This is a genomic window from Streptomyces sp. NPDC004561, from assembly GCF_053602155.1.
In genome coordinates this window covers 1-11,270 of record NZ_JBSGDB010000298.1, presented here as the reverse complement: position 1 = coordinate 11,270, position 11,270 = coordinate 1, and the positions used below count along the sequence as shown (strand labels likewise).

General features: G+C 74.5%; 11 protein-coding genes, 1 tRNA gene and 1 pseudogene. 6 read left to right on the top strand and 7 right to left on the bottom strand.

From position 1 onward, the window contains the following. Positions 1-141 precede the first annotated feature (141 nt). Together ACWEN3_RS30815 and ACWEN3_RS30810 are read right to left on the bottom strand one after the other, a co-directional pair. Positions 142-537, bottom strand: coding sequence for an iron chaperone (locus tag ACWEN3_RS30815; RefSeq protein WP_452977257.1), 396 nt, complete (start codon positions 535-537; stop codon positions 142-144). Positions 538-667: 130 nt separating this feature from the next. Continuing rightward, positions 668-1,123 carry a carboxymuconolactone decarboxylase family protein gene (locus ACWEN3_RS30810; RefSeq protein ID WP_452977251.1) on the bottom strand — a complete coding sequence of 152 codons (456 nt, stop codon included), beginning with the start codon at positions 1,121-1,123 and terminating at the stop codon, positions 668-670. Positions 1,124-1,303: 180 nt separating this feature from the next. Between ACWEN3_RS30810 and ACWEN3_RS30805 the strand changes: the two genes are divergently transcribed. Next, entirely contained in the window at positions 1,304-3,775 is a 2,472-nt protein-coding gene (locus ACWEN3_RS30805) for an ATP-binding protein (RefSeq protein ID WP_452977248.1), read from the top strand. An 82-nt stretch (positions 3,776-3,857) separates the two neighbouring features. On the opposite strand, the gene ACWEN3_RS30800 is transcribed toward ACWEN3_RS30805, so the two are convergent. After that, positions 3,858-3,930 (bottom strand) — tRNA-Ala (locus ACWEN3_RS30800). A 184-nt stretch (positions 3,931-4,114) separates the two neighbouring features. Between ACWEN3_RS30800 and ACWEN3_RS30795 the strand changes: the two genes are divergently transcribed. Continuing rightward, entirely contained in the window at positions 4,115-4,663 is a 549-nt protein-coding gene (locus ACWEN3_RS30795; RefSeq protein ID WP_452977245.1) for a helix-turn-helix domain-containing protein, read from the top strand. A 170-nt stretch (positions 4,664-4,833) separates the two neighbouring features. Beyond that, the gene (locus tag ACWEN3_RS30790) at positions 4,834-6,438 is read left to right on the top strand and encodes a protein kinase domain-containing protein (protein ID WP_452977242.1); all 1,605 of its coding nucleotides are present in this window, start codon (positions 4,834-4,836) and stop codon (positions 6,436-6,438) included. On the opposite strand, the gene ACWEN3_RS30785 is transcribed toward ACWEN3_RS30790, so the two are convergent. Further along, positions 6,402-7,727: a hypothetical protein gene (locus tag ACWEN3_RS30785; RefSeq protein WP_452977254.1), complete on the bottom strand. Its 1,326-nt coding sequence runs from the start codon at positions 7,725-7,727 to the stop codon at positions 6,402-6,404. The two genes, ACWEN3_RS30790 and ACWEN3_RS30785, sit on opposite strands and share 37 nt — an antisense overlap. A gap of 326 nt (positions 7,728-8,053) precedes the next feature. Beyond that, a complete protein-coding gene (locus tag ACWEN3_RS30780) occupies positions 8,054-8,182 on the bottom strand; it encodes a DLW-39 family protein (RefSeq protein WP_003999697.1) in 129 nt (42 codons plus the stop codon). Positions 8,183-8,531: 349 nt separating this feature from the next. Between ACWEN3_RS30780 and ACWEN3_RS30775 the strand changes: the two genes are divergently transcribed. Continuing rightward, positions 8,532-8,876, top strand: coding sequence for a DUF6344 domain-containing protein (locus ACWEN3_RS30775; protein ID WP_452977239.1), 345 nt, complete (start codon positions 8,532-8,534; stop codon positions 8,874-8,876). A gap of 158 nt (positions 8,877-9,034) precedes the next feature. Further along, positions 9,035-9,802: a glycosyltransferase family 2 protein gene (locus ACWEN3_RS30770; protein WP_452977236.1), complete on the top strand. Its 768-nt coding sequence runs from the start codon at positions 9,035-9,037 to the stop codon at positions 9,800-9,802. A 25-nt stretch (positions 9,803-9,827) separates the two neighbouring features. On the opposite strand, the gene ACWEN3_RS30765 is transcribed toward ACWEN3_RS30770, so the two are convergent. After that, positions 9,828-10,016, bottom strand: a complete 189-nt coding sequence (locus tag ACWEN3_RS30765) for a ferredoxin (protein ID WP_452977233.1) — start codon at positions 10,014-10,016, stop codon at positions 9,828-9,830. 113 nt (positions 10,017-10,129) lie between these two features. Beyond that, complete coding sequence (locus ACWEN3_RS30760) at positions 10,130-10,600, bottom strand: hypothetical protein (protein ID WP_452977230.1); 471 nt, start codon at positions 10,598-10,600, stop codon at positions 10,130-10,132. Between the two features lie 191 nt (positions 10,601-10,791). Between ACWEN3_RS30760 and ACWEN3_RS30755 the strand changes: the two are divergent. Next, positions 10,792-11,270 (top strand): annotated as a pseudogene (locus tag ACWEN3_RS30755) (hypothetical protein); the annotation flags it as partial.

Below are 11,270 nucleotides of genomic sequence, written 5' to 3'. Positions count from 1 at the left end.
CCGCCCCGTGTTGTGTGCCGGCTCCTGCCCCCGCCGGCCCCCCACGGGGCGGGGGGCCGGGCGAGTTGACACTCCCCGGCCCACGGCCCGTTTCACGTGAAACCTCGTCCCGGAGCGCCCTTCTGGGGATGCCCGGGAGGGTCAGCTCGCCGCCTTCCCCACGAGCGCGCCGATCCTCGCCTCGTCGGCGGCGGTCAGCTCCTTCAGGGCGTAGGAGGCCGGCCACATGCCGCCCTCGTCGAGGTTCGCCCGGTCGCTGAAGCCGAAGGTCGCGTATCTCGAGCCGAACTTCTGCGCGCTCTGGAAGAAGCAGACGACCTTGCCGTCCTTGGCGTACGCGGGCATCCCGTACCAGAGCTTCGCGGCGAGGTCCGGCGCGCTCGCCCCGACGACGGCGTGCAGCCGCTCGGCCATGACCCGGTCCGGCTCCCGCATCTCGGCGATCTTCGCGAGCACGGCGGCCTCGTCCTGCGCCGCCTTGTCGGCGCGGGTTCCACGGCGTGCGGGCGCCCTCAGCTCCTTGGCGCGCTCCTTCATCGCGGCCCGCGCCTCGGCCGTGAATCCCTCGGCCGCCGGGCCGGCCGCAAGAGCGGTTCCGGCGGGCTTGTGCGCGTCCTTCACGGTGGGTCTCCTCCCGGTCTGCGGATGTCGTCGGTGCGGGCGCTCGTCAGCCCCAGGCGCCGGCGATCTGCCGGGTCGTGGCGTTGAGGCGGTTGAACAGGTTGGTGACGCCGATCATCAGGACGATCGCGGCCAGCTGCTTCTCGTCGAAGTAGGTGGCGGCCGTGTCCCAGACCTCGTCGCTCACGGGGTCGGGACGGTCGGCCAGCCGTGTCGCGGCCTCGGCCAGCGCGAGGGCCGCCCGCTCCTCGTCGGTGAAGTACGGGGCCTCCCGCCAGGCGGCGACCGTGGCCAGCCGCTCGTCGTTCACGCCGGCCTTGCGGGCCGTCTTGGCGCCGGCGTCGACGCAGGCGCTGCACCCGTTGATCTGGCTGACCCGCAGATGCACCAGCTCCAGCGTCTGCTCGTCCACCCCGCCGGAGTGCACGGCCTTGAAGAGCTGCTGGATGGGCTGCATCGCGTCGGACAGGACGACGGCGGGGTTCTGCATACGGGACTTCATCTCGGTCTGCTCCTCTTCCGGGTCGGCGCCCCGTTCCCCCGGGGCGTGACTCCATCACAGCCGGATCCGCCCGCCACGACCACGGCGGTGGGACACCGTGGGACAGCCGAATCAACCTTGACCAGCGGCGAATTGGCTCGGAAGACTGCTGCCGTAGCGGGACGGGGAAGGCGGGGGACAGTGGACGGACAGACACGCACGGCGAAGACAGACCCACAGGACGAGCTGGCGGCCCGGCTGCGGCTGCTGCAGGAGCTCTCCGGGCTCGGCGTACGGGCCCTCGCGCGGGACACCGGCCTCAGTTCCTCGTCGCTGTCGCGCTATCTCAACGGGCAGACCGTGCCGCCCTGGCCCGCGGTGATCGCCCTCTGCCGCCTCGTCAAGCGCGATCCGCGCCCCCTGCGACCCCTGTGGGAACGGGCCTCGGACCCCTTGCCGGCGCCCCCGAGGAGCAGCCGCCAGGGCCGGCCGCTGCCGCGCAACGACCTGCCGCGGGACGTGCCCGACTTCACCGGGCGCGAGGAGCGGCTCGCCGCCGTGTTCGCCGCGCTCGACAGCCACCGGGCGGTCTCCGTGGACGGCATGGCGGGCGTCGGCAAGACCTGTCTGGCGGTGCACGCGGCGCACCGGCTCGCCGCCGGCTTCCCGGACGCCCAGCTCTATGTGGACCTGCACGGCTTCACCGAGGGCCGGCCCCCGCTCGATCCGGACTCCGCGCTGCGGATGCTGCTCGCCGCGCTCGACGTGCCGTCCGAGAGGGTCCCGCAGGAGGGCCTGGAGCAGCTGGCCGCCTGCTGGCGGTCGGAACTGGCCCGCCGACGGGTCGTCGTGGTCCTCGACAACGCCGCCGACGCCGACCAGGTCCGCCCGCTGCTGCCCGGCGCCGGCCCCTCCGTCGTCCTGATCACCAGCCGGGGCCGGCTGCTCGGCCTGGACGAGGTGCCCCCGGTCTCGCTGGACGTGCTGAGCGAGCGGGAGAGCGCGGAGCTGCTGGCCCGTGCCAGCGGCGACCCCGGCGGCCCCGACGGCAGACTGGCCCGCGACCCGGAGTCCGCCGCCGAGGTGCTGCGGCTGTGCGGGAATCTGCCGCTGGCCCTGCGGCTGGCCGGGGCGCGGCTGCGGCACCGGCCGGGCTGGACCGTGGGCATCCTGGCCGAACGGATGGCGCAGGGCACGAGCGAGTTCGACGCCGCGTTCGGCACGGCGTTCGCGATGTCGGTCCGGCAGCTGAACCGGCCCCAGGCCCGCCTGTTCCGGATGCTGGGCCTGCTGCCCGGGGCGTCCTTCGACGAGTACCTGGTGGCGGCGCTGGCGGACGTGCCGCTGGGCGCTGCCCGGGCGATGCTGGAGGATCTGCTCGACGCCCACCTCGTGCAGCAGCCGACGGCGGACCGCTACCGGCTGCACGACCTGGTGCACCAGCGCGCGCGGCGGGCCGCGGCGGAGCAGGACCCGGCGGCGGAGCGGGAGCGGGCCCTGGGCCGGGTGCTCGACTACTACGTGCACGCGGCGGCCGCCGCCGACGCCGCGATGCCGTTCCTGTCGCCCGGCCGGGCCGTCTCCGCGGGCCGGCCCCCGGCCGAGCTGCCGCCCTTCCCGGACAAGAACGCGGCCTTCGCCTGGCTCGTCGCGGAGTACGCGAACCTGATGGCGGCCTTCGAGACGGCGGCCGCCGTCGGCGCCGACGTGCACGTGTGCGAGCTGCCGCGCTTTCTGCGGGCCTACTTCGCGCGGCGGTGCGGCACGACCCATCTCAACCTCCTCTTCGAGCGCTCGCTCGAGGCCGCCGAGCGCCTCGGCGATCCCGTGCAGCTGGCCGAGGCGCACAGCGATCTGGGCTTCGCGCGCTACAACGCGGGCCGGATGGCGGAGGCGGCGGCCGCGTACGAGGCGGCCGGAGCCCGGCTGTCCCGGGCGGGGGACGCGCGTGCGGAGGCCGAGCTGGTCCTGCGCCGCGGCTATCTGAGCTGGGACGCGGGGCACACCGAGGAGCCCCTCGAACTCTTCCGGCTGGCCGGGAAGCTGTACGAACAGGCCGGCTGCCCCACCGGCGCGGCGCACGCGGCCGCGTCGGAGGCCTGGACGATGCTCCAGCTGGGCCACCGGCCGGAGGCGGCGCAGCGGGCCCGGCAGGTGCTGGACCTTCCCCACACCGACCCGGCGTGGCCGCCCGGCCTGACGGCCCGGATCACGCTCGGCCTGGCGATAGCCCGGGAGGAACCCGACGAGGCGGCCGGGCACCTGCGCCGGGCGCTGGCGCTGGCCCGCGACGACGGGCATCTGCACAACCAGGCGTGGTGCCTGAACTGCCTGGGCGTCGCGCTGCGGCAGACGGGCCGGTACGAGGAGGCGCTGGCCGGCCACCGGGAGGCGTTCGCGCTGCTCGACGAGCTGTTCGAGGAACACTGGAAGATCCATTTCCTCAACGGCTACGCCGAGACCTGCCGGCTCGCGGGCCTGCCGGAGGAGGCCCTGCGGCTGCACCGGCAGGCGCTGGAGCTGGCCCCGAGGCTGGGCAACCGGCACGAGGAGGCGCTGGCCCACGAGGGCATCGCGGTCCTGCTGGACGAGACGGATCCGGCCGGGGCCGCCCGGCACCGCGCGGCGGGGGAGTCCGTCCTGCGGGAACCCGGCGGCTCCGGGTCTGCCTGACCGGTCCGGCACGCAACGGCCGCCGAATGTGCGAAAAGACCCCTCCCACCGCGTTTCCGCAGGTCGGAGGGGTCTCACACTGTGGAGCCTAGGGGAGTCGAACCCCTGACATCCGCCATGCAAAGACGGCGCTCTACCAACTGAGCTAAGGCCCCGAAAGGGAAGCGTCCGGCCGGAGGAACCACGTCCCGGCGGGCGCCGCAGACCAGAGTACCGGGTCACCCCCCGTATCCCGCAAAAAGATTGGGGGTCCCCGCGGATGACCACGCTCCGTAAGATGCTCGGCGTGGTTCGCTACAGCGAACCACGCTTTTTCAGGGGAAGCGATGGGGAGACGCAATGGACGCCGCACAGCAGGAAGCCACCGCGAGAGCGCGGGAGCTGCAGCGGAACTGGTACGGGGAGCCGTTGGGGGCGCTCTTCCGTAAGCTCATCGACGATCTCGGGCTCAACCAGGCCCGTCTCGCGACGGTCCTGGGGCTGTCCGCTCCCATGCTCTCGCAGCTGATGAGCGGCCAGCGCGCGAAGATCGGCAATCCCGCGGTGGTCCAGCGGGTGCAGCTGCTGCAGGAACTGGCGGCCCAGGCCGCGGACGGCAGCGTCAGCGCCGCCGAGGCGACCGAGCGCATGGACGAGATCAAGAAGTCGCAGGGGGGCTCCGTGCTCAGCAACACCACGCATACGACGAACAGTTCGGGCGCGCCGACGGTCAAGCGGGTGGTCCGCGAGATCCAGTCGCTGCTGCGCTCGGTGGCCGCGGCCGGCGACATCATCGAGGCCGCGGACAGCCTCGCCCCCAGCCACCCCGAACTGGCCGAGTTTCTCCGGGTCTACGGTGCCGGCCGCACCTCCGACGCGGTCGCGCACTACCAGTCCCACCAGAACTGACCCCACCCGCACGACCCCGCCCGGGGGGGGTGGGTGGTGTCGTGCCGCCCGTCGAGGGGAAGCGCCAAGAGCAGGGGTGGGTACAGAGGGGCCGGTGGGGCATCGGCGGCAGTGGGGTGGTCGCGCCGCCGGGAGGGGCCCAAGGGCCCAGGGGAGGAGCTGCGGCAGCCATGGGTGAGGTGTTCGCCGGCCGGTACGAGCTGGCCGACCCGATCGGACGCGGTGGCGTGGGCGCCGTATGGCGCGCCTGGGACCACCGGCGACGGCGTTACGTGGCGGCCAAGGTGCTCCAGCAGCGCGACGCCCACTCCCTCCTGCGTTTCGTACGGGAACAGGCCCTGCGGATCGACCACCCCCATGTCCTCGCCCCGGCCAGCTGGGCCGCCGACGACGACAAGGTGCTGTTCACCATGGACCTGGTCGGCGGCGGCTCCCTCGTCCACCTCGTCGGCGACTACGGTCCCCTGCCGCCGGCGTTCGTGTGCACCCTGCTCGACCAGCTTCTGTCCGGTCTCGCGGCGGTCCACGCCGAAGGTGTCGTGCACCGGGACATCAAGCCCGCCAACGTGCTGCTGGAAGCGACCGGTACGGGCCGGCCGCGGCTGAGGCTCTCCGACTTCGGCATCGCCATGCGGTTCGGCGAGCCGCGCCTGACGGAGACCAACCTGGTGGTGGGCACGCCCGGTTACCTCGCCCCCGAGCAACTGCTGGGCTCCGACCCGGACTTCCCGGCCGACCTGTTCGCCGTGGGTCTGGTCGCGCTGTATCTCCTCGAAGGCGCCAAACCCGATGTCAAGGCGCTCGTGCAGTACTTCGTGGACCACGGGACGCCGGGCGCGCCCAAGGGCATCCCCGAGCCGCTCTGGCAGGTGGTCGCCAGTCTGCTCCAGCCCGACCCGACGGCCCGGTTCCGCACCGCCACGGGGGCGCGGAAGGCGCTGGCCTCGGCGGTGGAGCTCCTGCCGGAACCCGGCCCCGACGACGAGCCGATCGAGATCTTCGACCAACTCGGCCCGCTCCCGCCGGGATTCGGCCCCGAGGGTCCCTTACGAGGCCGCCTGAAGACCGCCCCGAGGGCGACGGACACGCCTTCGACGGACACGACGGGTCCGGTCCCGGCCGGCCCGGTCCGGACCAGCTCGCCCGCTGCCGGCCCGGACCTGGCCGCGACGGACGGGACAGGTTCGCCCGCGTCCGGCCGAGGCATGGGCTCACCGGGCGCGACCGGATCAGCCGCCGGGCCGAGGGCGGCCTCGTGGAACCCGGCCGGTTCAGCCACCGCCGGCCCGGGCGCGGGCCCGGGAGACGTGACCGGTTCCGCGGCGGGCCCGTCGGCGGACCCAGGGCAAAGACACCCGGGCGCGCAGGGCGACGACGCACCCACCGACCCCCGCCGAGACGGCGACTCCCTCTCGGACACCGGTAGCTTCCGCCTCCCGCCTCCCCAGGCCACCGAGCCCACCCCCGGCTCCGTCCCGCGCCCGTCGGCTCCTCCCCCTCACACCCCGCCCGGCCCCTGGAACACCGCGCCGCCCGCGCCCTGGGCCTCGCCTCTGTACCCGGGGCCGGGGCGGCCCGATGACAGCACCACCGCCGCGTACACCACCCGGGCCCCGCAGGCTCCCCCTCCCGCCCGCCGGACTCCGCCCGCGCACGGCCGCCGCGCGCGCCGCCCGGACCGCCGCCCCGGGCCCCCGGCCAAGGCCGCGATCCCGATCCTGCTGCTGGCCCTGGCCTGCTACGCGGTCGGTTTCTGGGCACTGACCCGGGTCTGACCCCGCCGCGCCGCCCACGTCCACCCACCCAGCACCAACAGCAACACGGTTCCCAGCCCGATCCCCCCGACCGCGACGAGCGTCATCAGGAGGCCGCCCCCGCCCCCGGTGTCCCCGGTCGGCGCCGCCTCCCGGTCCTGAGCCATGACCGTGAAGACGCCGTCCGGCACGGGCCGCCCGGCGTACCCCGGCCCGGCATGCGCCCGCCCGTCGACCCGGACCCGGAGCGTCACACCGAACGGCCCCCGCCCGAACGTGCCGGCCATCTGCTCGCTGAGGTGCAGGACCAGGTAGTAGTCGCCGGCGAAGCGCATGGAGGTCACCGCGGTGGGCACGGCGTAGCGGTTGGTGTACTCCACCGGCGGCAGCGGGGCGAGGGCGACGGGCTTCCGGATGCCGGTGTAGCCGAGCGAGGCGTCGTCGACATAGCCGCGGACGGGGTTGTACAGCGCGAGGTTCAGGGCGTCGCCGACGTACCCGTGGCCCGCGGCGGCGTCCAGTTCGGCGGTGGCCTGCACGCGGCGGCCCCAGTCGAGCGGCACCTTGTAGAACAGGGTCCGGCCGGGCGCGAGCGTGGTCCGCCAGACGCCCTGCCCCAGCGGACGGGCCGCGGCGAAGCCGGGGCCGCCGGGCCGGTCGCGGGGCTCGCCAGCGAGCGGCTCGGGCGTGCTGGAGTCCCAGGCCCCGGGTGTGCCGCCGGAGGTCCCCGCCAGGCGGGATTCCGTGGTGGGCGCGATCTCCAGGTCCCAGCGCTGTGCCGCCCCCGCCGCGGCGGAGCCCCCGGTGTCGACGCGTTCGACGAGCAGGTAGTACGTCCCCGCGCCCTGGCACAGCGCCTTGCCGGCGTCCCGCTCCGCGAGGGCGGTGACCGGGTGCGGACTGAGCCCGGCGCCGAAGCGGCCGGAGGCGTAGGTGCAGGCCGTGCCGTGGGCGTCCCGCACCGACACGCGGATGCCGTCGGTGGCGGACACGGTGGCGTCCGCGGGCGGTACGGCGGTGACGGGGACGTAGGCCGTGGCCGTGGCGTCGGCGAGGTCGAGGCGGTAGTAGAGCCTGCCGTTCCTCGGCAGGGAGCTTCGGTAGGTCCGGCCGGGGTCGACCCGGGGGGCGTCCGCGAGGCCGGCCGCGCCCGCGACCGTACGGGCGCCCGGGGCGAAGGCGTACGCCTCCGGCCCGCCGTCGGCGGCGACCGCGCTGCCTGCCGGGAGCGCGCCCGTGGCGCACAGTCCCAGCGCCAGGGCGACGGCGCCCACGGCGCTCCGCCCCCGCAGAGCCGCAGGACCCCGCAGAGCCGCAAGACCACGCCAAGCAGTACGACCTCGCCAAGCGGTACGACCTCGCCGTCGCCGAGCCGTACGCCCTCGCCCCCGCACGTGCCACCCCCCTGTCGCTCCGCGTCCGCCGCCCTCCGCGGCGGCCGCACCGGACCGTGGCCCATCCTGCCCCGGGTGCCGCTCGGCCATCCGGGCAACGCGTACGGCCGTCCGAAAAGCCCGGCACCGCGTCCATCGGTCCGGCCACGCCTACAACAGCCCGCAGGACCCCGCAACCGGAAGCAACACAAAACCCCGACCGCTAGGGCGGCCGGGGTCTTTTCAGATTCTGGTATCGGTACTCACGAACCCGTGGGCACGGAGTCGGTGGCCTCCGTCCACAGGTCCTGCTCGGCGCGATCCGCCTGGATCTGGCGGTACACGAGGAGCCCGCCGATGGCGGCCAGTGCGACCAGGAGCAGCTTCTTCACCGCGCGACCTCGTCTTTCCTTGACGTAGGGGACCTCTGGCGCCCGACTATACACACCGATCGATACCGATCGGTGACCTGCTTCGGGCCCCAACTTCCGCCTCCGGCACCGCGATAAGCCAGGTCGGAAGCCATTCCGATCGGAGGGTGATCACACCTCCACGGAGGGTCACTTTGCTCCCCCTTCGCTCACCCTCACCAGGTTTTGGGAGTTTTCCCACCCTCTTGCGACCATCCGGGTGGTGTTCATCTGAACATCGCCGCGCCACGGCCGTAGGTCCACCACTTCGCCGAGCACATACACATCATGAGGAAAGTACGCAAATCGCCCGACCTGAAAGTGAGGGGCCATGACCCAGAACAAGGTCATGAAGCTGTGGACCGCCATCGTCACCGCCTTCCTCGCGCTGTGCACGGCGCTCGGACTCGCCACCGCCGCCAACGCCGCCACCGAGGCGGTCGCACCGCGGACCGAGAGCCCCCGCACCGACAGCGCGCTCCGCACGGCCCCGACGATCCCGGCGCCACGCCACTGGGCCTGGTCCCATGCCAGGGCCCTGCCCCCCACGATGAAGCAGCGGATCCGGGCCGAGGCCCACGGCAAGTCCCCCAGCTGCCGGCACCGGCCCTCCACCGAGTACGAGACAGAGCCCGAGGCCGCGGACGACGACTCCTCCGCAGCACTCGACTGCTGAACCTCCCCGCTCAGTACCGCAACGTCTCGACACAAAGGCGACTTGCGTACGCACCAGTCGAAACGGAATGACCCCCGGCCGGGATCGGCCGGGGGTCTTGCGCTGTCAGGGCCTGAGACGATGACCGCAGCCCCTCCGGAAAGGTGGTGAGTGCTGCCGTGAGCCGGCGCATCACCGTTGTCACCGCTGTCCACGCCCCGTCGGCCCGGTTCCTGACGGACGCGTGGGCGTCCCTGCGCGAGCAGGAACTGCCCGGCGGCTGGGAATGGGAGTGGGTGATCCAGGAGGACGGCGCCACGGACGAGGTCCGCCCCCGCGTCCCCGAGGACGGGCGGGTGGTCTTCCACCAGGGCAGGCGGGGCGGCCCCGGGGTCGCCCGGACGATCGCGCTGGCGCACGCCCGGGGCGCGTACGTGAAGGTCCTGGACGCCGACGACCAGCTCACGCCGGGCGCCCTGGCCCGCGACCTGGCCGCGCTGGAGGCCGACCGCGCCCTCGGCTGGACCACCTCCCGGGCCCTGGACCTGCTGCCCGACGGCTCCACGGCCGGCTTCCCCGGCGACCCGGACGACGGCCCGGTCGAACGCGGTGCCGTGCTCGACTTCTGGAAGCGCAACGACTTCCGCCTCCCGGTCCATCCGGCGACCCTCTGCATCCGCCGGGACCTGCTGGACGCCCTGGGCGGCTGGATGGCCCTGCCCGCCTCCGAGGACACGGGTCTGCTGCTGGCGCTGAACGCGGTGAGCCGCGGCTGGTTCACGGCGCGGACCGGCCTGCTGTACCGCAAGTGGGAGGGCCAGGTCACGGGCCAGGCCTCGCATGTCGACCCCGCCGAACGCGAGGCCCGTCTGGCGGTCGCGGAGGCCAGGGCCCGCGCACTCGCGCACCTGGAGTGGGCCTACCCGGGCGCTTCCCCCACCCGGTGAGCCACCGGATGACCCGCTCCCCGCGCTACTCCGTGAGGACGATCGCCTGCGAGGGGCACTTCTCGGCCGCCTCCCGGACCTGCGGGTCGTCGGCGGACTCCTCGCGGCCGGGCCGTACGGCGCCGTAGCCGTCCTCGAACGCGAACACGGCCGGCACCCGGTGCGCGCACTCGGCAGAGCCGTAGCACAGGGCGCGGTCGACGCTGACCTTCATACGTCCTCCAGCCGTAGGCGGTGACTTCGGCGTACCAGGACGTCACTGCCCCGCGGACCGGCCGCCGAACCGGCGTCACCGGGCCGTGGCCCGCTCCCGTCCCGCCCGGTGCGCTACCGCTCCCCGCCCGCGACGGAGAGCCAGTGGGCCACCCGGCGGGCGGTGGGCTCGTCGAGCCGGTCGGCCAGCACCCGCAGCGCCTCGCCGTCCTCGGGGCCGAGGTCGTACAGGCCCGCCTTGCTCAGTCCGGCCATGAGCACCTGGTGCCGGCGGTCCGTCATCCGTTCCGCGAGCTTCTCCGGTTCGCCGGTGCCCTGCGCGGGCCGCTCGGGCGCGGGGGCGGGGACCTTGGCGGCCGGGGTGTCGAAGAGGTGCCAGGCGCCGTCCCGCGGTCCCCACAGGGCGACCGCCGGCTCGTCCCCGCGGGCCCGTACGGTCCGGGTCATGTCCCCGACGGCGTACAGCACGGGACCCCGGTGCGGGGACTCGGCGCCCACCGTCCAGGAGTCCGGCGCGGACTGGTGGAACATCGCGACCCAGCGCGGAGCGCCGGGCGGCCGCGGGCACCGGGAACGCTTCTGCATGGCACTCACCCCTTCGCAACAGCCGACACGGCGACCGTAACTGACGGGCCGTCAGATAGCCAGGTCGCATTCCGCCCGCCGACCGGTTCCCGGCGCCTGCTTCTGGTCTGTTCACGGCCGGCATGGCACCCTGCCCGCGCACCCGGACCCGGGCGGACCGGGCGCCGGGCAGCGGACAGAGGAGGCCGAGGATGAGCGAACAGCAGGAGCCGGCGGCCACGACCGAGGGGCGGCGGGAGACGGCGGCGGAGACCACGCAACAGCCGGAGGCGCTGCGCGAGTTCCACGGCGGCCGGGCGCGCAGCGCCTACGCGCGGGCGGCCGCCGCGTGCCGGTACGCCGGTGTCGGCGAGGACGCGGCCGAGATCGTGCCGAAGGACCCCGTCGGCAGGGCCGCGGGCGCGCTGCGGCTGTCGGCGGGATCCCTCGCCGCCATGGCCGGCAACGCCCCGGATCCCGCGGCGGACGCCCGCTGCGCCCGCAACACCGCAGCCACCGCGGCCCTGGCCGCCCAGCTGGCCGCGGCACGCGACGACGGACCCGCCGGTGCGGCGGCCCTGCGCGCGGCGCTGGCGGCGTCCCGGGCCGCCGCGGCCGCGGCCGGCGCAGGGGGGCGGGACGTGTCCCTGAACGCCGCCGCCGAGCGGGCCGAGGGCGAGGCGGTCGCCAC

Excerpts from the sequence above, each read along its gene's own strand:
- ACWEN3_RS30815 (WP_452977257.1), bottom strand. The coding sequence starts at position 537 with ATGAAGGAGCGCGCCAAGGAGCTGAGGGCGCCCGCACGCCGTGGAACC.
- ACWEN3_RS30810 (WP_452977251.1), bottom strand. The coding sequence starts at position 1,123 with ATGAAGTCCCGTATGCAGAACCCCGCCGTCGTCCTGTCCGACGCGATG.
- ACWEN3_RS30795 (WP_452977245.1), top strand. The coding sequence starts at position 4,115 with ATGGACGCCGCACAGCAGGAAGCCACCGCGAGAGCGCGGGAGCTGCAG.
- ACWEN3_RS30790 (WP_452977242.1), top strand. The coding sequence starts at position 4,834 with ATGGGTGAGGTGTTCGCCGGCCGGTACGAGCTGGCCGACCCGATCGGA.
- ACWEN3_RS30775 (WP_452977239.1), top strand. The coding sequence starts at position 8,532 with ATGACCCAGAACAAGGTCATGAAGCTGTGGACCGCCATCGTCACCGCC.
- ACWEN3_RS30765 (WP_452977233.1), bottom strand. The coding sequence starts at position 10,016 with ATGAAGGTCAGCGTCGACCGCGCCCTGTGCTACGGCTCTGCCGAGTGC.
- ACWEN3_RS30760 (WP_452977230.1), bottom strand. The coding sequence starts at position 10,600 with ATGCAGAAGCGTTCCCGGTGCCCGCGGCCGCCCGGCGCTCCGCGCTGG.